Genomic DNA, 23,217 nt, shown 5'->3' with positions numbered 1-23,217 from the left:
GAGTTAGTACGAAATAATGAATTTTTTCTGTTCAACTGTAAAATTCATTCGTAGATTGTAGGTAATAAGCGTTATTTTTTCATTATTTTTCTGAATCTTGGTTTGATTCTCAAAACAGCTAAAAATAGGCAATAAAAAAGCAAGCTCGGTAGCTTGCTTTTAAAAATGTTGAATGGCGCTTTAGAATTAAACGTCTAAGTAATCCATAATCCCTTCAGCGGCATTTCGGCCTTCGAAAATAGCCGTTACCACTAAATCTGAGCCGCGGACAATATCGCCACCAGCAAAGATTTTTGGGTTAGTTGTTTGGTGAGTAAATTCACCTTTTTCTGGTGCATTGATACCACCCCAATGATTGATTTCAACACCGTACGGTTCTAACCAATCCATTTTATGAGGTTTAAAACCAAACGCCATGAGCACCTTGGTTGCTTCAATAACATGCTCAGAACCAGCGACTTCTTCAGCACGACGACGACCATTTTCGTCCGGCTCACCAAGTTGCGTTTTCACCATCTTAACGCCAGCAACTTTACCTTGCTCGTCAACCACAATGCCTTTAGGTTGAACGTTAAAGGTAAATTCAACGCCCTCTTCACGGGCATTTTTAACTTCGCGCTTTGAGCCAGGCATGTTTTCTTCGTCACGACGATACGCACAGGTTACTTTTGCAGCACCTTGTCGAATAGAGGTTCTCACACAGTCCATTGCTGTATCACCACCGCCTAACACGACGACTTTTTCGTTCGCCATATCGATATAAGCTTGCTTATCTTCTGCATAACCCATAACACGGTTTGTGTTACCAATTAAGAACGGCAGTGCATCAAACACACCTTCAGCATCTTCGTTTTCAAGGCCTGCACGCATACTTTGATAGGTACCAACACCTAAGAATACGGCATCATATTCAGCGAGTATTTCATCAAGAGTAATATCAACGCCAACTTCAGTGTTTAGCTGAAACTCGACACCCATTTCAGTGAAAATTTCACGACGCTTTTGCATTACTTCTTTTTCAAGTTTGAATGAAGGAATACCAAACGTAAGAAGACCACCGATTTCTGGGTGACGGTCAAACACCACAGGCTTAACACCGTTACGTACTAAAATATCTGCACAACCTAAGCCAGCTGGGCCTGCACCAATGATAGCCACTTTTTTGTCAGACCAAACCACATACGACATATCTGGTTTCCAGCCCATTTTAAATGCCGTATCAGTGATGTACTTTTCGATATTACCGATAGTGACAGCACCAAACTCTTCTTCAAGTGTGCAAGAGCCTTCACATAAGCGATCTTGTGGACAAACTCGTCCACACACCTCTGGTAAGCTATTTGTACGGTGAGACAGCTCTGCCGCTTCTAAAATACGGCCAGTACGAATGAGCTTTAACCATTGTGGAATATAGTTATGTACTGGGCATTTCCATTCACAGTACGGATTACCACAATCTAAACAGCGATCCGCCTGTGAGTTAACTTGTGTCTCAGAAAATGGCTCGTAGATTTCTACGAAAGATTGTTTACGTGCTGAAATTGGCTTTTTACGCGGATCAACACGTTGTACATCGATAAACTGGTATACATTTTCGCTCATACTACCCCCTTACTGAGCCTGAACACGAAGCTCTGCGCTGCTGCGCGCTCGGTGTCCGAGTAAACTTTTTACATCACTAGATTTTGGCTTAACTAATTTAAACATTGGCATGTATAAATCGAAGTTAGCTAAAATCTGCTCAGCGCGGTTTGAGCCTGTAAGCTCTAAATGCTCAGCAATGAGTCCACGTAAATGTTCTTGATGTGACGCCAACCCTTCAAGGGTAACAATTTCAACAAGCTCAGGGTTAATGCGTTTTTCAAAGTCATTGCCTTCATCAAGAATATAAGCAAAACCCCCTGTCATACCTGCACCAAAGTTGATACCCACTTTGCCAAGTACGCAAACCACACCACCTGTCATGTATTCACAGCCGTTGTCACCAACACCTTCTACAACCGCTTGCACGCCTGAGTTACGCACTGCAAAACGCTCACCAGCGCAGCCTGCAGCAAATAATTTACCGCCCGTTGCACCATATAAACAGGTATTACCGGCAATGGTTGCTTTGTGGCTTTCGAATGATGAACCCAGCGGTGGGCGAATTACTAGCTTACCGCCAGCCATGCCTTTACCAACATAGTCATTAGCATCACCAACGAGTGTCATTTCAAGGCCACCAGCATTCCACACACCGAATGATTGACCCGCTGTACCATGAAGCTCAATAGAGACAGGATCAGCAGCCATACCTTGGTTACCATGTTTAGAGGCAATATAGCCAGACAACATAGCGCCCACTGAGCGGTCTGTATTGCAAATACGGTTAACCAGCGAGATACCCGATTTTTCATCGATTGCTTGCTGGGCTTTTTCAAGCAAGGTTTCATTTAGCTGACCTAAGTAGTGTGAGCTATTTGGCGCACTACAATACAAGGTTTCACCCGTAGGGTTGTTAGGCACAGCAATCACAGACGACAGATCTACTTTCTTTTGTTTCTCTGTGTTGCCTTCAATTGCTTCAAGTAAGTCCAAACGACCAATTAAATCAGTTAAACGAGTTACACCTAAGCTTGCCATAATTTGGCGTGCTTCTTCGGCTATAAACTTGAAGTAGTTCATCGCCATTTCTGGCAGGCCATGATAATGCTTTTGGCGCAGCGTATCGTCTTGCGTTGCAACACCGGTCGCACAGTTATTTAAGTGACAAATACGCAAGTATTTACAACCTAGTGCCACCATAGGGCCAGTACCAAAGCCAAAGCTTTCAGCACCTAAAATAGCCGCCTTAATGATATCTAAACCCGTTTTCAGACCACCATCTGTTTGTAGGCGAATACGGTGACGTAAACCATTTTCTACCAGCGCTTGCTGGGTTTCAGCAAGACCAAGCTCCCAAGGGCTACCTGCATACTTAACAGAAGTAAGCGGGCTTGCACCTGTGCCACCGTCATAACCAGCAATGGTAATTAAATCTGCATAGGCTTTAGCTACGCCAGTTGCGATAGTACCTACACCCGGCTCAGAAACTAACTTCACCGAAATTAGTGCATCTGGGTTTACTTGTTTTAAATCGAAAATAAGCTGGGCTAAATCTTCAATTGAGTAAATATCGTGATGCGGCGGAGGCGAAATCAAGGTCACACCTGGCACTGAGTAACGTAATTTTGCAATATACGGCGTTACTTTTTCACCCGGTAATTGACCACCCTCACCTGGTTTTGCACCTTGCGCCACTTTAATCTGAATAACATCAGCGCTACGTAAGTAATGTGGTGTAACACCAAAACGGCCCGAAGCAACTTGCTTAATGCGTGAGTTTTTCTCTGTACCGTAGCGAAGCTTGTCTTCACCACCTTCACCAGAGTTTGAACAACCACCTAAGCGGTTCATTGCAATCGCGAGTGCCTCATGTGCTTCTGGCGATAATGCACCAATACTCATTGCTGCTGAGTCAAAACGTTTGTACAGCTCAGTTGCTGGCTCTACGTCATCAACACTCACACCTGTATCAGGAATTTTCACCGCCAGCATGTCACGTAGATTGGTGATCGGGCGGTTATTTACTAAATCAGCATATGCCAAGTAGTCTTTATAATCCCCAGAGCGCACTGCCTTTTGCAGTGTTTGAATAACATCAGGGTTATAAGCATGGTACTCACCACCGTGAACATATTTTAGTAAGCCACCATGGCTTAATAACTTACGTTTACTAAAAGCCAGCTTATGAAGTTTACGTTGGTCATCATCAAAATCAGTGAAACACGCCCCTTTAATACGACTAGCTACACCGTTAAAACAAGTTTCTACAACCGCATCTGATAAACCAACTGCCTCAAATAACATTGAGCAGCGGTACGAAGCGACAGTACTGATACCCATTTTCGACATGATTTTATACAGACCCTTATTAATTGCATTACGATAAGCAAGCGTTACTTCGCAATAGCTCTTGTTCAGGGTCTTTTTGTCGCTCATTGCAACTAATGATTCATAGGCAAGGTACGGATAAATTGCCGTTGCACCAAAACCAAGTAATACCGCAAATTGATGCGCATCACGGACACTGCCTGACTCGATGATGATATTAGATTCACAACGTAAGTTATTATCGACTAAACGCTTTTGAATTGAGCCAACCGCCATCGCAGCTGGGATTGGTAAATGCGTTTCGCTAAAGTTACGGTCACTTAAAATAAGCATGACACAGCCTGACGCTGCTTTTTCTTGTGCTTCATCACAAATACGTGTGATTGCGTTTTCTAAGCCTTCTTCTAGTGTGTAAGTGATATCGATTTTACAGTAGCTGTAATGCTCATCGTCAGCATTGATCAGCTGTTGCATATCAGCGTACATCAAAATCGGCGTATCAAACTGTAAACGCTTAGCATGGCCGGTTGTTTCGTTAAATACGTTTTGCTCACTACCAATACAGGTTGCCAGTGACATAACGTGATTTTCACGAAGCGGGTCAATTGGTGGGTTCGTTACTTGCGCAAATTTCTGTCGGAAGTAATCGAACAGTGAACGATGACCTTCTGACAGTACCGCAAATGGCGTGTCATCACCCATTGAACCTGTTGCTTCTTGACCATTTTCACCCATAACACGAATCACGCTATCAAGCTCTTCGTTGGTGTAGCCAAACATTTTTTGATACTTAAGCAGTGTTTCGTCATCAAAAGAACGGTTACCCGCATCTTTTTCAGATAACTGTTCAAATGGCGTTAAACGCTTAACGTTTGCTTCAAGCCATGCTTTGTATGGATGGCGTGACTTAAGATCTTGGTCAATCTCATCTGAATGCCAAATTTTACCTTGATGCGTATCAATTACTAATAACTCACCAGGGCCAACACGGCCTTTCTCAACCACTTCGTCTGGCGCGTAATCCCAAATACCGACTTCTGAAGCAAGGGTAATAAAACCATCTTGCGTGATTACATAGCGTGCAGGGCGTAAACCGTTACGGTCAAGGTTACAAGCAGCAAAACGACCGTCAGACATTACAATACCAGCTGGGCCATCCCATGGTTCCATATGCATTGAGTTAAAGTCGTAGAATGCACGTAGGTCATCATCCATAGCACGGTTTTTTTGCCATGCTGGCGGCACAAGCATACGCATTGCACGGAATAAATCCATGCCACCGGCTAAGAACAATTCAAGCATATTATCTAAGCTAGAAGAGTCTGAGCCGCTTTCATTAACGAATGGTGCTGCTGATTGCAAATCAGGAATAAGTGGTGAGGCAAACTTATAAGCACGGGCACGCGCCCATTGGCGGTTACCTTGAATCGTATTAATTTCACCATTATGCGCTAAATAGCGGAATGGTTGCGCCAGTGGCCAACGAGGTTGTGTATTAGTAGAGAAACGTTGGTGAAATACACAAATCGCGCTGGTCATGCGAATGTCAGCTAGGTCTAAATAAAAGTTAGGTAAGTCTACAGGCATCATTAGGCCTTTATAGACAGTAACTAAACCAGATAAGCTGGCAATATAAAAATGTTCATCGTTTTCGAGGCGCTTTTCAGCACGACGACGCGCTACATATAAGCGACGTTCTAAATCTTTTGGACGCCAGCCTTCTGGTGCGCTTACAAAAATTTGTTCAAAGCCTGGTAGTTGTTTTTTTGCAATTGGCCCTAAACATGACGCATCAGTCGGTACTACGCGCCAGCCTTGAATGCTCAAGGTTTCTTTTTCGAGTTCTTCACTCAACACATCTTTAGCTGTTTGCGCAAGTACAGGATCAGCATTTAGAAATACCATGCCAACGGCGTAGTTCTTTCCTAGATGCCAATCATGTTCGCTGGCAATAGCGCGAAAGAAACTATCAGGTTTTTGCATTAATAAACCACAGCCATCACCTGTTTTACCATCAGCAGAAATACCCCCACGGTGTTCCATGCGATCTAAGCCAGTGATTGCTGTTCGAATCAAGCGGTGACTCGCCTGACCATTGACCTGGGCTATTAAGCCAAAGCCACAATTATCTTTTTCTAATTTTGAGTCGTATAACATAGACCCCTCCCCTTGCTACAACGACTAGCGGTTCAGTCTTTTGTGACAGTGCTAGCAGACGAACAAAACTATCGCCAAATACCTCATGAGTCAATAGAGTTTTGAATACATATTCATATTCATGAATATTTCTCACTTAAGGCACTTTTTAAATTCTATGCTATTTTTTTACATTTAGTCGCATTTTACCCGTTATTTTTTTATGACACTGGTGTCAAATTTAACAACTTGTAAAAAAACAATCTAAAAACCCGCTTCTTTACGTTAACGTAAACTGCGCCCTATTTTGAATAATTATTCACCTTATGAATATCAATGCAGTATTTTACGGGGTCTCGGCTAGCCTAACTGCATCATTATTTACTCTTGGCTTTAGCATAGTTACAAACTATGTATCTGAGCAGACTACCTTAGTCGCAATGACTGAGTTTCTTTACCCTTGCGTCAACAATCAGCAATCTAAAAGTGTCCGCTGCGGACACTTTTTCTGTCCGCGGACAGGCTTCAACTCACCAATAAAACATAAAACCATTAAAAATCAACAAATTAAAAACTGGCACGCTACTGGTATAGATAAGACATCAGCGAAATTGAGGATTTCAAAATGTTCACTATCAGTTTGTTTATGGCTTCTCCACTTACCATGCTTGCCGTTGGCTTCATGATTGTGTGTTTTGAGAATCGTAAGGAGTTATGATGATTAAAGATACCAGTGCCCAAGATATTACCGTGGCTAAGAAAAGCACCATTAAAAAGCCACTTATAATAGCTGCAGGTGTAATACTTGTTGGTGCGCTCGGCTTTCAAGCATTGTTTGCCAGTAACGATGGCAGCATTTCGGTTGATGCAGCAAGCCTACAAATTAGTGAAGTAAGCCAAAAGACACTCACCAGAGATGTGGCAGCGAGCGGTAAAATCGTTGCAGCTAATGCGCCAAAGGTTTACAGCCCTGAACGCGGCTTTGTCGATTTAAAAGTAAAAGCCGGTGATAGCGTTGAAGTAAATGAAGTGATCGCAACCGTAACCAGCCCTGAGCTAACCAACGAGCTAAAACAGCAACAATCAGTATTAGCGCGATTAGAAGGCGAATTACAGCGCAAGCAACTTGAAGCGCGTAGACAAAAGTTGAGCCTGACTAAAGCGCTCGATTTAGCGCAAGTTGAACTCAATGCCGCAGATAGAGAAAACCGCCGAGCTAAAATCTCAATCGAAAAACATTTAATTAGCCAAATAGATTTAGAAAAAGCCGTTGATGATTTAGCTCGTGCCAAGCTTTCTTATAAGCATGCTGAGCAAGAGGTCAGCTTAGCTAAAGATACCCTCGCATTTGAGCTAAAAGCAGCAGAGCGCGATCTGGCGCGTCAGCAATTGATTGTTGATGACTTACTAAGGCAAGTAAATGAACTCACCATTACCGCCAGTGTAAGCGGCATTGTGGGTAACTTATTAGTGCAACAAAAAGAGGCGGTAACACAAAGCCAACCGTTAATGACATTGGTCGATTTAAGTAACTTTGAAGCAGAACTGCAAGTACCAGAAAGCTACGCCAACGAGCTAGGTCTTGGTATGCAAGTAGAACTTACTTTAGGCGCACGTCATGTAACAGGCACGCTATCGGCTATTTCGCCTGAAGTGAATAATCGCGAGGTCACTACCCGCGTACGCTTTGACAATGAGATTTCTGGCATTCGCCAAAACCAACGCTTAACCGCACGTATTTTATTAGAGAATCGCGACAATGTATTGCAGGTAAAACGCGGCGCATTCTTACAACAAGGTGGCACCCATGCTTATAAAGTTGACGGTGACATGGCTTATTTAATCGATATAAAAACCGGTGCAAGCAGTATCAATGCTGTCGAGATTATCGAAGGCGTAGAGCCTGGCGATAAGTTAATTATCTCGAATTACGATCGCTTTAAAAAAGCACCCACACTGGTTTTACGCTAACAAATAAAAGGAATAATCAACATGCTTACAATGAACAACATCAGCAAAGTGTATCAAACAGATATGGTACAAACGCACGCCCTTCGCGACTTTAATCTACAAGTTGAAGAAGGTGAATTTATTGCCGTAACGGGCCCAAGTGGCTCAGGTAAAACCACTTTTTTAAACATCGCCGGTATGTTAGAACCCTTTAGCGAAGGCCAATACATGTTAGACGGTATTGATGTGGGTAAGCTAAACGACAACCAGCGTGCTGACTTACGTAATCAAAAAATTGGTTTTATTTTCCAAGGTTTTAACCTGATCCCAGATTTGAACCTCTATGAAAATATTGAAGTACCACTGCGTTATCGTGGCATTAAGGCCGCTGAGCGTAAGCGCCGAATTGAGCAATGCCTAGAGCAAGTTGGTTTAGCGTCACGCGCTAAACACTTACCGCAACAACTTTCTGGTGGTCAACAACAACGTGTGGCTATTGCCAGAGCCCTTGCAGGTGAACCACGCTTTTTACTCGCCGATGAGCCAACTGGTAATTTAGATAGCCTAATGGCGCGTCAAGTGATGGAGCTACTTGAACAAATCAACCGTGATGGCGCAACCATCATCATGGTAACCCATGATCCAGAGCTTGCCCGCAGAGCACCTCGTAATATCCAAGTTGTTGATGGCCAACTAGCTGACTTCACCTTGTATCAAGGCACTCAAAACCTTAAAGCGGCTGGAGTGTAACCATGTTCCTTCATTATTTAGATTTAAGCTGGCGCAGCTTTAAGCGCACGCCACTAGTAAGCTTTTTAATGGTGCTGGCTATTGCCATTGGTATTGGCGTAACCATGACCAGTTTATCTGTGTATCACATGATGTCAGCAGACCCTATACCTGAAAAAAGTAGCGATCTTTACTCTGTGCAGTTACAAACCATGGATGAAGGCCGTACGTGGTGGACAATCGATAACATGCCACTGCAATTAACCTATCAAGATGCCGTTAACCTTAATCAAGCCAAAGCAGGTGGTAAACGTGTCACTATGGTTAGAACGGGTTTTTCGGTTTATTTAGACTCAGACAAAGTAAAACCATTTATTGGTCAAGCACGCCTAACTACTCCTGATTTTTTCGATATGTTTAACCTATCGTTTATTTATGGTGGGGTTTGGAGCGCGCAACAAGAAGCCGACGCAGCACCTGTTGTAGTGATCAATAAAGAATTAAACGATAAGCTCTTTGCTGGTGAAAACCCGGTAGGCAAAATGGTGTACCTTGATGATGCCAGCTACGAAGTTATTGGCGTGATTGATGATTGGAATATCACTACCAAATATTATGATCTGAACAACGGTGCATTTAATAAGACCGAGCAACTATTTTTACCATTTAGCCTAATGAAAGCCCGAGAGCTTGAAAACTGGGGTAATACCAATGGTTGGAAGCACGAAAAAACCAATACCTTTAACGACAAGCTCAATTCTGAAATGGTTTGGTTACAATTTTGGGTTGAACTAAAAACACCTGCAGAAAAGCAAGCTTACCAAGACTTTTTAATGGCCTATATGCAAGAGCAACAAAAGCTAGGTCGTTTTAACCGCGAAAAATTAACAGCTACCTTACGCGATGTAAATGAGTGGATGCAGTACAACAATGTCGTTAGCGAAGACAACGAAATTCTGGTTGGCCTTAGCTTTATGTTTTTAGCGGTATGCCTTGCCAACATTTTAGGTTTGTTACTAGCGAAGTTTTTACGCCGCGCTCCTGAGGTTGGTGTGCGCCGAGCATTAGGTGCTAGTAAACGCCAAATATTCTTTCAACATATTGTTGAGGTTGCCATGTTAGGTTTCTTAGGTGGCATCTTGGGTATTATTTTGGCGCAAGTAGGTTTGTTAGGCGTACGTCAAAGCTATAGCTACTACCAAAGCTTAGCCACTATGGACTTAACCATGCTACTTAGCGCACCTGTGATTGCAATTAGCACCTGTGTGATAGCGGGTCTATACCCTGCTTGGCTGGTATGTAAAACCAACCCTGCTATTTATCTTAAGAGCCAATAAGGAAGACACCCATGTTAGAAATTAAACCTATCTTTCACGCCTTATGCCGCTCAAAAGTTGGCGCCATTTTATTACTGATCCAAATTGCCATCACCACTGCAATTGTTAGTAATGCAGCGTTTATTATCCAAGACAGAGTTAGCTATTTAAGCCAAGAAACAGGCTACCCTGAACAAGACATTTTCGTTTTTAATGTCATGATGTTTGGCAAAGATGTGTCACCGTCTCAGCAATATGAGCTTGATGAAGCCATGCTTCGTCAAATACCTGGGGTAGTCGATGCAGCTTATTCGAGTAACACACCGCTTTCGGGCAGTGGCTCTTCGTCAGATTTTAGTTTAAAGCCAGCACCTGAAGAGAGTAAATCAGCCCGTACTTCATACATGTTTATCGATGAACATGGTATTAATACCTATGGTGTAAAACTCATTGCTGGGCGTAACTACACCGAAGATGAAGTGATTGTCACCGATAACTATGATGAGCTTTCAAAAGTAACCGTTGTCACTAAAACTCTACTTGATGAGCTGTTCCCTGACGGCAATGGTTTAGGCCAAACTGTCTATTTTGGTGATATTCCAATGAAAATAATTGGTGTTATTGATCTAATGAAGGGCCCATGGCTTAAAGACAGCCGCCCAGATAACGTAGCACTGCTGCCTTTTATTAAGCCTGGTACAAATGCACGCTTTGTTGTTAGAACAGAGCCAGGTCAACGTCAATCGGTCATGAACCGTGTTGAAGAAGCCATGCTGAAAAACTACAACAAACGTGTTATTTCTCGCATTCGTGGCTTAGATGACGATAAAGAGTCATACATGGCTGAAGACACATTAATGATGCGCATGCTGATTGTACTTATTACTATTTTAGTGTTGGTGACAGCTCTGGGTATTTTCGGCCTAACGCTGTTCAATATTAGCAAGCGTACTAAACAAATAGGTACTCGCCGCGCTTTAGGCGCCAGAAAATCTGCCATCATCAGTTACTTCTTAGTTGAAAACGCCATGATATGTATAGTTGGTTTAGTGATTGGTGTGATTGCTGCCGTGTATTTAGGTCAGTTACTCATGCAGCACTTTTCAATTGCTCAGCTTGATATTAGCTACGTGCTTGCAACTGCGCTTGCAGTGTTCACTATGAGTTTATTAGCGGTACTTGCCCCTGCAAAACGGGCTGCGAATATCTCACCGAGCATTGCAACTCGAACAATTTAGTTCTCCCAACCTATGCTACACTGGATTAACAGTGTAGCATTCATCTTGCACCCTTATTAGGAAAATAACTAAAACAAAAATATGGAAAAAATACTTATCGTCGACGATAACCCAGCCATTTTGGATGCATTGTCGTTATTACTCGAAATTCACGGTTTTGATGTTGTTACAGCAAGTAACCCGTTTGAGGCAATTCAGGCCGTACAATACCAACGTATTGCGCTTGTTATTCAAGACATGAATTTCACCGCCGACACCACTTCCGGCGAAGAAGGCAAAGAACTTTTTTATGCCTTACGAGACATTAATCCTCACCTACCGATTATTTTGATCACCGCATGGACAGAGCTTTCTACTGCCGTTGAACTTGTCAAAGCTGGGGCGGCTGATTATTTACCAAAACCATGGGACGACACCAAGCTACTTACTTGTGTAAATAACCTAATCGAGCTGGGTAAAGCAAAACAACAAAACGAAACCTTTACCCGCCACCAGCAAGAACGTGACGCATCTGTACAACAAGCAAATTTAGTAGGCTTGGTTTATAAAAGTACCGCTATGGAGCACATTGTTAATCTTGCGATTCAAGTTGCTAAATCAGATATTTCAGTGTTGATCACAGGCCCTAACGGCAGTGGTAAAGAGCGCATTGCGCAAATAATACAGGCCAATTCATTATTAGCAGATAAACCCTTTATCACTGTTAATGCGGGTGCTTTACCAAGCGAGCTTATTGAGGCTGAATTATTTGGTGCAGAAGCGGGCGCCTATACAGGTATTACTAAACAGCGTATTGGTCGTTTTGAAGCGGCCGATGGTGGCACCCTATTTTTAGACGAAATTGGTAACTTACCACTTTCTGGGCAAATGAAATTATTACGCATTTTACAAACCGGTGAATTTGAACGTTTAGGTTCAACACAAACACGTAAAGTGAATGTGCGTGTGATTTCAGCAACCAATGAAGATTTAAGCCATACAATTAAAGCAGGTCAATTTCGAGAAGACCTTTACTACCGCTTAAATGTAATTGAGTTAAATTTGCCAAGCCTTGCCCATCGCCCAGATGATATTTTAGCTTTGGTCGCACACTTTTTACCTGAGCGCACACTGTCGCTTAGTACAGAAAAAGCCCTGCTCGCCCATAGTTGGCCGGGGAATGTTCGTGAGCTTGAAAATGCCTGTAAACGCGCTGCAGTTTTAAAACCCACCGGGGTGATTGAGCTTGCTGATTTTGGCTTACAAGTTGAAACTAACAGCCCAACACAAACAAGAACAGAGCCTAACAAACAAGAGATTGAACTTGCCATGCGCGAGTACAAAGGTGTGATTGCTAAAGTGGCTCGCCATTTTGGCTTAAGTCGCCAAGCGCTCTATCGCAGGCTTGATAAATTTAAGATTGAATACTAATGCGTTTTTCGTTTCGATATAAAATCATAACCTTATGTATTGCAGCATCTGCATTGCCGCTTGTGTTAGTTTGTTATTTTGCGGGCATAAGCTTGCTTTACAGCCTATTAGCCCTACTCGCTTGCACCTTGATCAGCGGATTCTTTGCCGCGCAATTATCATCTCCGCTCATTGATGGTATGAACTCACTCGAAACCGGGCTGCTTAATTTTAAAGATGGTGAGCTGGCTACATTATTAGCTTATGATGGCAGCGATGAACTTGGTGATTTATGCCGGCTTTATAACCAAACCGCAAAACAGCTTCGCCAAGAAAAACAATGGATTTATCAGCGTGAGTTGATGCTCGACAAAGTACTGCAAAGCTCGCCACAAGCCGTGCTTTTGACCAACGACCAAGGCTTTATTGTTTATAGCAACCACAGTGCCCGCAGCTTACTCGATGCTAAATCAGCCCTTGAAGGCGCCAAGCTTGAAAACTTACTAGATTCAAGCTGCGAGCAATTAACGCGTGCGATTCACAAAGGCGTTGATGGTTTATTTACCCTCGACAAAGCAGACCAAGAATCACAAACTTGGCATATGGCAACAGGCCGATTATTACTTAATAATCAGTTTCATCAACTGTATGTTTTTAAACAGCTGACTCGCGAGCTAAGCCGCCAAGAAGTAGAGGTATGGAAAAAAGTTATTCGTATCATTAGCCATGAGCTTAACAACTCCCTAGGGCCAATGTCGTCGATGCTTCATAGCGCGCAACTATTAACGAAAGAAGTCGATGAACCACGTTTAAAACGGGTATTTACCACCATTGAAGAGCGCATAAAACACCTTAATGAGTTTGTACAAGGCTATGGTAAATTTGCCAAGTTACCCACCCCTCAACTATCAACGATTAACTGGCCGACACTGATTGAGCAATTAAAAAGTCAGTGGCAGGTCAAGGTATCACTTGATGAGCGAGTGACAACTGATGCTGATCACACTCAGCTCGAACAGTTACTTATAAACTTATTAAAAAATGCCTATGAATCGGGTTCAAACCCCGAAGATGTCAGCTTAACTGTGCAACAAGAAGCAAGTGGCACACACATTACGGTGAGTGATAAAGGCAAAGGCATGAGTGAAGCTGTAATGGCAAACGCACTTATTCCCTTTTACTCAACCAAAGCAACAGGCAGTGGCTTAGGGCTAGCACTTTGCAGGGAAATAGTTGAAGCACACCACGGGCAAATTAGCTTGCATAACCGCGAGCAAGGTGGATTAAGCGTCCATGTTTTGCTGCCAGCTTGATAAATTTGATATAAAAAAAGCCGCAATCAGCGGCTTCTTTCTACACTAAATATAATTATTCAGCGTCTTTTTCTTTGTACTTTGCAGCTGTTTCAGTGATTAGTGGCTGTAATTCACCACGTTGAAACATTTCGATGATAATGTCACAACCACCGATAAGCTCGCCTTCTACCCATAACTGTGGGAAAGTTGGCCAGTTTGCGTATGCAGGTAACTCTGCACGGATATCTGGGTTAAGTAGAATGTCAACGTAAGCAAACTGCTCACCACACGCCATAAGTGCTTGTGATGCTTGTGAAGAAAAACCACAGTTAGGTAACTTTGGTGATCCTTTCATGTAAAGAAGGATAGGATTTTCAGAAATTTGCTGTTTAATTTTATCGATGGTTTCCATTTACAACCTCAAAAAAGACATTGGCTTACTACATTGGCCTTGAAAAAGTTTCACTGTGGCCTCAGATATATAACTTAAAATCGGCATTCGTAGCCACAATTTTAAATAGTCTTTAGCAATAGCATTGCTGTTTGCTAAAACTTGAGTAAAATACTCAACAATTATAGTAACACTATAATACCACTTGGTATAGGGAAGTACGCGGTTTACCTTGCTATTACCTATAACTGAGTGGACTATCAACCAAGAAGATGGAGATAAAAAATGGCATTTGAACTACCGTCACTACCATACGCAATCGATGCATTAGAGCCACATATTTCAAAAGAGACTCTAGAGTTTCACCACGGTAAACACCACAACACTTACGTTGTGAAATTAAACGGTCTGATCCCAGGCACAGAATTCGAAAACAAATCTCTAGAAGAAATCGTATGTTCTTCAGAAGGTGGCGTATTTAACAATGCTGCACAAATCTGGAACCACACGTTCTACTGGAACAGCCTATCTCCAAACGGCGGTGGCGAGCCTACAGGCGCAATCGCTGACGCGATCAACGCTAAATGGGGTTCTTTCGACGCATTCAAAGAAGCGTTAAACGACAAAGCAGTAAACAACTTCGGTTCAAGCTGGACTTGGTTAGTTAAACTAGCTGACGGCACACTTGATATCGTTAACACATCAAATGCTGCAACGCCTTTAACTGATGAAGGTGTTACTCCAATCCTAACTGTGGATCTTTGGGAACACGCTTACTACATCGATTACCGTAACGTTCGTCCAGATTACCTAAAAGGTTTCTGGGCTTTAGTTAACTGGGACTTCGCGAACGCTAACTTCGCTTAATCTTCTGTTACACACAGTAATCAAAAAAAGACGCTTCGGCGTCTTTTTTATTGCCAGTGCACGCCCCTTCTAAGTCGCAGCCGAGCCCTCAGCCAAAAAGCGTAATCAAGATGAGCTTTTTTCAATTAAATTCTTAATTTTCTTGCGCAAAAATTCAAAATCGTGACTAAGCTTTAATTAGCCTTTGCTTTTCTCTTAATCTAATTACACGTCATTTTAGCGGGTTTTCGGAGGTCTCTATGAGTATTTTTGAGCATTACCAATCACGATACGAAGCAGCGCAAGAAGAAGAATACAGTATTGAGGAATTTCTCGAGATCTGTAAGAAGGATAAATCAGCTTATGCCAGCGCACCTGAACGGCTACTGATGGCCATTGGTGAGCCGGAGATTATCGACACATCAACCGATGCGCGCTTAAGCAGGCTCTTTTCTAATCGCGTAGTCGCACGCTACCCTGCATTTCACGATTTTTATGGTATGGAAGATGCCATTGAACAAATTGTCTCTTATTTAAAACATGCTGCGCAAGGCTTAGAAGAATGTAAGCAAGTACTGTATTTACTTGGCCCGGTAGGTGGCGGTAAATCATCAATTGCTGAAAAGCTAAAATACTTAATGCAGCAGGTACCTATTTACTCAATCAAAGGCTCGCCTGTTAACGACCACCCTTTAGCGTTATTTGACCCAAATGAAGACGCAGAGCTTTTAGAAAAAGAATACGGCATTAAACCGCGTTATTTAAAAACCGTGATGTCACCATGGGCTGCAAAACGCTTAAGCGAATTTAACGGTGATATTAGCCAATTTAGAGTGGTTAAGCGCTTCCCATCTATTTTAAATCAAGTCGCGATTGCGAAAACAGAGCCTGGCGATGAAAACAATCAAGACATTTCAGCGTTAGTGGGTAAAGTCGATATTCGCCAGCTTGAGCACTTTGCACAGAACGACCCTGATGCCTATGCCTACTCAGGTGCACTTTGTTTAGCGAACCAAGGCTTAATGGAATTTGTGGAAATGTTTAAAGCGCCAATCAAGGTGCTACACCCACTGCTTACAGCTACGCAAGAAGGCAATTACAACGGTACAGAAGGCATCAGTGCACTGCCGTTTAATGGTATGATTTTAGCTCACTCAAATGAATCTGAGTGGCAAACATTTAAAAACAACAAAAACAATGAAGCATTTTTAGACCGTGTTTACATCGTCAAAGTGCCTTATTGTTTACGTGTATCTGAAGAAGTTAAAATTTACAACAAACTACTCGAAAACAGTGAATTACATGATGCGCCTTGTGCACCGGGCACATTAAAAACACTGGCACAATTTACCACCCTTTCGCGAATTAAAGAGCCAGAAAACTCAAGTATCTATTCAAAAATGCGGGTGTATGACGGCGAAAGCTTAAAAGACACCGATCCGAAAGCTAAGTCGTATCAAGAATACCGCGATTACGCGGGTGTTGATGAGGGCATGACAGGGCTTTCTACTCGCTTTGCGTTCAAGATCCTATCGCGGGTATTTAACTTCGATACCACTGAAGTGGCAGCCAACCCAGTGCACTTATTCTATGTTCTTGAACAGCAAATTGAGCGAGAGCAATTTACCGCCGATGTTGAAGAGCGTTACTTAAGCCACTTAAAAGGATACCTCATTCCTCAGTATGTAGAGTTTATAGGGAAAGAGTTACAAACAGCCTATTTAGAATCGTACTCAGAATATGGGCAAAACATCTTTGACCGCTACGTCACTTATGCAGATTTCTGGATCCAAGATCAAGAATACCGTGACCCAGATACAGGCCAGCTATTTGACCGTGCAGCTCTTAACGCAGAACTTGAGAAGATTGAAAAACCTGCGGGTATTTCAAACCCTAAAGATTTCCGTAATGAGATAGTTAATTTCGTACTGCGGGCGCGTGCCCACAACCAAGGCAAGAATCCGCTTTGGACCAGCTACGAAAAACTTCGCACAGTTATTGAGAAGAAAATGTTCTCAAATACCGAAGATCTGCTGCCGGTTATTTCCTTCAATGCGAAAACCTCAGCTGAAGATCAGAAAAAACACGAAGACTTTGTCAATCGTATGGTTGAGAAAGGCTATACCCAAAAACAAGTACGTTTACTTTCTGAATGGTATTTACGCGTTAGAAAATCGCAGTAAAAACGTTTGTTTTAAGGGGGTTGTTATGGCGCATTTTATTGACCGACGCCTGAATGGAAAAAACAAAAGTACCTTGAATCGTCAACGGTTCATCAGGCGTTATAAAAAACAGATTAAAGAAGCGGTATCTGATGCCATTAATAAGCGCAGCGTAACCGATACCACCAGCGGCGAGAGTATCTCTATTCCGCAACGTGATATCAGTGAGCCAATTTTTCATCAAGGACGTGGTGGCGACCGTGAACAGATCCACCCAGGCAATGATCAGTTTTCGACGGGCGACAAAATCAAGCGCCCGCAAGGAGGCGGTCAAGGTGGTGGTAGTGGCGAAGGTGAAGCCAGTGACTCTGGTGAAGGACAAGACGACTTTGTATTTTCTATTTCAAAAGATGAATACTTAGATTTACTGTTCGAAGATCTTGAACTGCCCAACCTGCAACAAAACCAGCTCGATAAACTGGTGCAGATGAAAACCCATCGCGCTGGTTTTTGTAACGACGGCATGCCAAGCAATATTGATATTGTTCGCTCATTGCAAGGCTCGCTTGCTCGAAGAGTGGCAATGACTGCAGGCAAAAAACGTCACCTTGCAGAGCTTGAGGGTCAGCTCGCTCTGCTACAAGCTGAAGAGCAGCCAGACAAGGCGGCAATTGCTTTACTTGAACGACAAATTGAGGAGCTGCAAAACCGCATTAAAGCAGTGCCATTTATTGATAATTACGACTTACGTTTTCGTAATTATGAAAAGCAACCACACCCAACAAGCAAAGCTGTGATGTTTTGTTTAATGGATGTGTCTGGCTCGATGGATCAAGCAACGAAAGACATGGCAAAACGCTTTTATATTCTGCTTTATCAATTTTTAACTCGTAGCTACAAAAATATAGAGGTTGTTTATATTCGCCATCATACCCAAGCGAAAGAAGTCGATGAGCAAGAGTTTTTCTATTCTCAAGAAACGGGTGGCACCATAGTATCAAGTGCATTAAAACTGATGAACGAAATCATCGCCGAGCGCTATAACCCAGAAGAGTGGAATATTTACGCAGCGCAAGCCTCTGATGGCGATAACTGGGCTGATGATTCGCCAAACTGTGGCGAAATTTTACGTAATAAACTGTTAAAGGCGGTGCGCTATTACGCCTATATCGAAATTACTGCCCGTGCTCATCAAAGTTTATGGCGAGAGTATCAATCAATAGTGCAAACCCACGACAATTTTGCCATGCAACACATTCGTGGCGTTGAGGACATTTACCCTATTTTCCGTGAATTATTTAAAAAGAATCGTCAGCAGCAAGGCGCCGCATAGCCTTGCCAGTGAGGTAAAGTATGGCCGATAAACGTATTAGCGACGGTCCTGATTGGACATTTGATCTATTAGCAGAGTATCAAACTGAAATTGAACGGGTAGCGAAAATTTATAAACTCGATACCTACCCGAATCAAATTGAGGTGATCACTGCTGAACAAATGATGGATGCCTATTCGAGTGTGGGTATGCCAATTGGCTACAGCCACTGGTCGTATGGTAAAAAATTCATTCAAACAGAGCAAAACTATAAGCGTGGGCAAATGGGCCTCGCTTATGAAATAGTTATTAACTCAGATCCTTGCATTGCCTATTTAATGGAAGAAAACACCCTGCCAATGCAAGCCTTGGTAATGGCTCACGCCTGCTATGGTCACAACTCATTTTTTAAAGGCAATTACTTATTCAAAACCTGGACTGATGCCAGCTCTATTATCGATTACTTATTATTTGCCAAAAATTACATTGCCAAGTGCGAAGAAAAATACGGTATTACCGAGGTCGAAAACCTGATTGATTCATGCCATGCGTTAATGAATTATGGTGTAGACCGCTACAAGCGCCCGCAACGTATTTCACTTTTTGAAGAACAAAAACGCCAACAAGAACGTGAGGACTACCTACAATCACAAGTTAACGAGTTGTGGCGCACAATCCCTACTTCGCAGCAAGAGTCGAAAAAACGTGAGCGTCGTTTTCCAGAAGAGCCACAAGAAAATATTTTGTACTTCATCGAAAAAAATGCCCCACTACTTGAGTCATGGCAACGAGAAATAATTCGTATTGTGCGTAAAATTTCGCAATATTTTTACCCACAAAAACAAACTCAAGTGATGAATGAGGGCTGGGCTACGTTTTGGCATTACACCATTTTGAACCACCTGTACGACGAAGGTAAGCTCACCGATGCCTTTATGCTTGAGTTTTTACAAAGTCACACCAATGTGGTGTATCAACCGCCCTATAACAGCAATTATTATTCAGGGATCAACCCCTATGCTCTTGGCTTTAACATGATGGTTGATATTCGCCGTATTTGTGAAAATCCAACAGAAGAAGACAAGAAATGGTTTCCGGAGTATGCCGGCAGTGATTGGTTAGAAACCCTGCACTTTGCAATGCAAAACTTTAAAGATGAGAGCTTTATTAGCCAGTTTTTATCACCAAAAATTATTCGTGATTTTAAGTTGTTTACCATTATTGATCATGAAAAAGAGCCGACCCTCAATGTCGGTGCCATCCATGATGAAATGGGCTATCACCAGGTTCGTGAAACCTTATCGGCACAATACAATCTAAGTAATCACGAACCAAATATTCAAGTCTATAATGTTGATATTAGAGGAGATCGTTCACTTACTCTGCGTTATGTACCGCATAACAATATTCCGTTAGCTAAATCAAAAGATGAAGTGTTAAAACACCTTTACAGGCTATGGGGCTTTAAGGTAAAACTGGAACAAGAAACCGCAACAGGTGAAGTTTCATTATTGGGTGAATGCCCAAGCAGTGATACCCGACACACAACAGAGTAGCCAAAAATGAATAAAAAAATACTGGTGATCATCGACTCTACAGCCGATGCTAAAACGTCTATATTACATGCAAAGCAAAAAGCCAAAGGCGTGAAGCATATTGATATTGTTGCTTTTAGCTACGAAGACACCAATAACATTTTATTCTCTATTCCACCTGATGAAGCGCTCGCTATTCAAGACAAAGAGCTCGCTAAAGTCCGTGCAGCACTTGCTCCACTTATCAGTGAGCATTTAGATGATGGTAGCTATACTTTGCAAACCCTGTGGCATGAAAGCCCAGTACAGTGGCTAGCCAATGAGCTTGATACGTCAGACTATGAAATGGTGATTAAAACTCGCCACATCGACGAAGAAACGCAATTTACAGAGCTAGACTGGCAGCTTATTCGCTTTAGTCCACTACCGCTTTATTTGGCCGCCGATAACAAGTGGCGTAACAATACCAATGTACTGGCAGCCCTTGATTTAGGCAGCGAGAAGGCGACTAAATACTGTTTAAACGAAGCAATTATCAAAGCAGGCTTAGCCTATGCTAAAGACTACGACAGCGAGTTTTACGCTTGTTATACCGTACATGTATCGCCGTTTTTACGTGATTTAGGCATTGTATTTTCAGATGAGCAAGTGATTAACGCCTTTGAAAAGCTACCCGTAGCACAGCGTACCTTAATCGAAGCCCACGACTTAAAAGACAAGCTTAAAATCAAAGCCGGTGTCGTTGAGCAAGTGATCCCAAGTGTTGCAGCTAAATTAAATGCAGACTTAGTGATTATGGGGTCGGTGGGTAATACAGGTATTAAAGGTCATTTAATTGGTAATACTGCCGAAAAAGTCATGAAGCTACTTAAAACAGATATTCTTGTTCTACCGCCACTCGGGGTTTAACCCGCAAACTTAACCAAGTTGATATCAGAAAGGGGCTTATTTGCCCCTTCTTTATTTATAAATCTGTATAAGCTGTGACCTTGTTACGGCCGTTTTCTTTTGAGTGATATAAAGCTTTATCGGCTGCTTCAACCCACTTTTCGTAGCGATCAAACTTCTCGTCGAAGCACGCAAAACCAATACTGACCGTCAGTTGGATTTGTTTGCCATCAAAGTAAATTGATGAGTTCTCAATCAGTGTTCTTAATCGCTCAGCAAAGATATGCGCACCTTCATGATCAGTATCAAGCAAGGTTACCGCAAACTCTTCACCGCCATAGCGACCTGCTAAATCTGTTTCACGCAGAGTCTTACGCAGTAAGTCTGCAATATGACGCAACGCCTCATCACCGCCGCGATGGCCATGCTCATCGTTAACCTTTTTAAAGTGATCGATATCAAACATTAATAAGCTGCTACATCCGCCACTGCGCACAATTCGCATATATTCTTTGCGTAGCTTTTCTTCCCAATAACCACGGTTAGTAAGCTTAGTAAGTGCATCGGTACGGCTCATTTGTTCAAGCTTACTGTTGGCTTCTTCTAGCTCTTTTTTATTCACCGCTTCATCGGTTACATCATAGATAATGATACAGATATGCGATACTTCACCTGTGGTCGTCGTCAGCGGAATAAAAGTGGCATTTTGATACATATGATCCGCTTTACCGGTAATTGGGCGGTAATTTTTGAAACGGAAAATATACGGCTGCTGCTCCCAAATAGTAAACGAGCGATTATTTAGAATGAATACAGACTCAGATTTGCTGCGAAACCACTTTTCATCGATTGATGGAAATAAGTCAAACAGGTCTTTATCTTTCACCGCGCTTGGCAATAAGCCGGAATGGTTTTCCATAAACCCATTCCAGATGCATACTTTGTAGTCTCTATCGAGCACCACTAGGCCTACATCAACGGTATTAAACATATCCATTAACCAATGGAGTTCATTCATATTAAAATCGGCTGCAGGCATAGTTTAGTCTTCTAATAAATAAGCTACTTTGTACTTAAGGGTTTTTAATGAGTCCTCGGTGAACAGCAACATCAAATCACAGTTAATATTATGATTTTCGATGCCATAGCTGATCTCAATCGCCAGCGTTCGTTGCCAGCGAGATTTATTGGCTTTTACTAAATCGGTCACATCACAATGCTGTCCTAGCACCACAGGGTGACCTTGGCTAAAACGCATATCGAGCTGTTTAGAAAGCCCTGATAAAATCGCGCCAATTAGAATATTGCTGACATCCATCAGCAGCTCAAGCTCAACTTTATCGTTAAGCTCACCTTCGTAATTCATAAGTGACGCAATTTCTTTAAAACTTGAATCATTTAATAGCAATAAGGCTTCACCAGATACACCACCACCGATAAAACCTTGGCACACACCCGATGTAGTGGCATTCGCATCAATCGAGCGTAAAGCCATATCGAGCTCATTTACCTCTAATACATTTACATTAGGAATAGGAAGCTTTACGAATACATTAAGAAGACGCGCTAATAAGTCCCCTGCTTGCCCCATAGCCACGTTTGTGAGCTCTTGATAGATGTCACGTACATCAGGGTCAACTTGCTCACCTAGCTTATTAGCAAGGCGCTCACGCATGGCTTTATCTTTAATGCCATGGTGCTCGATGATATTAGCAAGCTTTTCTGCAGAGCAAGGTTTTTGAATAAAGTCGATAGCGCCTAACTCAAGCACACGTTGGTGAGCGTTAGGCTGAATATCACCAGACACAACCACGGTGAGAACATGAAGGTCTTGTTCTTGAATAGCTTGAAGTACTTCGTAGCCATCCATTTCAGGCATGTTTAAATCGAGAAACAGTATTTCAGGCTGAATTTTTTTGATTTGCTCAATACAATGAACACCGTCTTCAGCAAACTCAACTTTAATATCCCAATCATCGGGTAAAGAGCGTGCTAATTGTCGACGAGCTAACTTTGAATCATCACAAACTAATACCGATGTTGACATACTCTCTCTCTAAATCCGTACTTTTTAACTAGACGCGAATTAGCCTAGCAACTTTATTCTTATTTTTATAT

General features: G+C 42.4%; 16 protein-coding genes. 11 read left to right on the top strand and 5 right to left on the bottom strand.

Going from position 1 to position 23,217, the window contains the following annotated elements:
- Positions 1 to 186 precede the first annotated feature (186 nt).
- Together EXT43_RS12415 and gltB are read right to left on the bottom strand one after the other, a co-directional pair.
- Positions 187 to 1,602, bottom strand: coding sequence for an FAD-dependent oxidoreductase (locus EXT43_RS12415; protein ID WP_063529028.1), 1,416 nt, complete (start codon positions 1,600 to 1,602; stop codon positions 187 to 189).
- Between the two features lie 9 nt (positions 1,603 to 1,611).
- A complete protein-coding gene (gltB, locus tag EXT43_RS12410) occupies positions 1,612 to 6,069 on the bottom strand; it encodes a glutamate synthase large subunit (protein WP_130167094.1) in 4,458 nt (1,485 codons plus the stop codon).
- Between the two features lie 696 nt (positions 6,070 to 6,765).
- On the opposite strand from gltB, the gene EXT43_RS12405 reads away from it, so the two are divergent.
- The 6 genes from EXT43_RS12405 (at position 6,766) to EXT43_RS12380 (ending at position 13,983) form a co-directional block, all read left to right on the top strand.
- Entirely contained in the window at positions 6,766 to 8,019 is a 1,254-nt protein-coding gene (locus EXT43_RS12405; RefSeq protein WP_130167093.1) for an efflux RND transporter periplasmic adaptor subunit, read from the top strand.
- Between the two features lie 21 nt (positions 8,020 to 8,040).
- The gene (locus EXT43_RS12400; RefSeq protein ID WP_054551528.1) at positions 8,041 to 8,748 is read left to right on the top strand and encodes an ABC transporter ATP-binding protein; all 708 of its coding nucleotides are present in this window, start codon (positions 8,041 to 8,043) and stop codon (positions 8,746 to 8,748) included.
- Positions 8,749 to 8,750: 2 nt separating this feature from the next.
- Positions 8,751 to 10,064, top strand: a complete 1,314-nt coding sequence (locus EXT43_RS12395) for an ABC transporter permease (RefSeq protein ID WP_130167092.1) — start codon at positions 8,751 to 8,753, stop codon at positions 10,062 to 10,064.
- Positions 10,065 to 10,075: 11 nt separating this feature from the next.
- Positions 10,076 to 11,281, top strand: coding sequence for an FtsX-like permease family protein (locus tag EXT43_RS12390; protein ID WP_130167091.1), 1,206 nt, complete (start codon positions 10,076 to 10,078; stop codon positions 11,279 to 11,281).
- Positions 11,282 to 11,362: 81 nt separating this feature from the next.
- On the top strand, positions 11,363 to 12,691 hold the full coding sequence (locus EXT43_RS12385) for a sigma-54 dependent transcriptional regulator (protein ID WP_130167090.1): 1,329 nt from the start codon (positions 11,363 to 11,365) through the stop codon (positions 12,689 to 12,691).
- Positions 12,691 to 13,983, top strand: a complete 1,293-nt coding sequence (locus EXT43_RS12380; protein WP_130167089.1) for an ATP-binding protein — start codon at positions 12,691 to 12,693, stop codon at positions 13,981 to 13,983. Before EXT43_RS12385 ends, EXT43_RS12380 begins: the two co-directional genes overlap by 1 nt.
- Before the next feature lie 55 nt (positions 13,984 to 14,038).
- Here the strand turns inward: EXT43_RS12380 and EXT43_RS12375 are convergent, their stop codons facing one another.
- Positions 14,039 to 14,377, bottom strand: a complete 339-nt coding sequence (locus EXT43_RS12375) for a Grx4 family monothiol glutaredoxin (RefSeq protein ID WP_054551536.1) — start codon at positions 14,375 to 14,377, stop codon at positions 14,039 to 14,041.
- Positions 14,378 to 14,641: 264 nt separating this feature from the next.
- On the opposite strand from EXT43_RS12375, the gene EXT43_RS12370 reads away from it, so the two are divergent.
- The 5 genes from EXT43_RS12370 (at position 14,642) to EXT43_RS12350 (ending at position 21,120) form a co-directional block, all read left to right on the top strand.
- Entirely contained in the window at positions 14,642 to 15,223 is a 582-nt protein-coding gene (locus tag EXT43_RS12370) for a Fe-Mn family superoxide dismutase (protein ID WP_054551537.1), read from the top strand.
- A 239-nt stretch (positions 15,224 to 15,462) separates the two neighbouring features.
- Positions 15,463 to 17,385, top strand: a complete 1,923-nt coding sequence (locus tag EXT43_RS12365; RefSeq protein WP_054551538.1) for a PrkA family serine protein kinase — start codon at positions 15,463 to 15,465, stop codon at positions 17,383 to 17,385.
- Between the two features lie 25 nt (positions 17,386 to 17,410).
- Positions 17,411 to 18,697, top strand: coding sequence for a YeaH/YhbH family protein (locus tag EXT43_RS12360; protein ID WP_130167088.1), 1,287 nt, complete (start codon positions 17,411 to 17,413; stop codon positions 18,695 to 18,697).
- 20 nt (positions 18,698 to 18,717) lie between these two features.
- On the top strand, positions 18,718 to 20,232 hold the full coding sequence (locus tag EXT43_RS12355) for a SpoVR family protein (protein ID WP_130167087.1): 1,515 nt from the start codon (positions 18,718 to 18,720) through the stop codon (positions 20,230 to 20,232).
- A gap of 6 nt (positions 20,233 to 20,238) precedes the next feature.
- Positions 20,239 to 21,120, top strand: coding sequence for a universal stress protein (locus EXT43_RS12350; protein WP_062564580.1), 882 nt, complete (start codon positions 20,239 to 20,241; stop codon positions 21,118 to 21,120).
- A gap of 55 nt (positions 21,121 to 21,175) precedes the next feature.
- Here EXT43_RS12350 and EXT43_RS12345 read toward each other — a convergent pair whose 3' ends face one another.
- Both EXT43_RS12345 and EXT43_RS12340 read right to left on the bottom strand, forming a co-directional pair.
- Positions 21,176 to 22,138, bottom strand: a complete 963-nt coding sequence (locus tag EXT43_RS12345) for a diguanylate cyclase (protein ID WP_054561730.1) — start codon at positions 22,136 to 22,138, stop codon at positions 21,176 to 21,178.
- A gap of 3 nt (positions 22,139 to 22,141) precedes the next feature.
- Positions 22,142 to 23,146 (bottom strand): response regulator, encoded by a 1,005-nt coding sequence (locus EXT43_RS12340; protein ID WP_054561731.1) that lies wholly within the window; start codon positions 23,144 to 23,146, stop codon positions 22,142 to 22,144.
- Positions 23,147 to 23,217 lie beyond the last annotated feature (71 nt).

This window comes from Pseudoalteromonas sp. CO109Y, from assembly GCF_004208935.1.
GTDB classification, from domain to species: domain Bacteria; phylum Pseudomonadota; class Gammaproteobacteria; order Enterobacterales; family Alteromonadaceae; genus Pseudoalteromonas; species Pseudoalteromonas shioyasakiensis.
The sequence above is the reverse complement of the archived record's forward strand: the minus strand, read 5'-3'. Positions and strand labels throughout refer to the sequence as shown.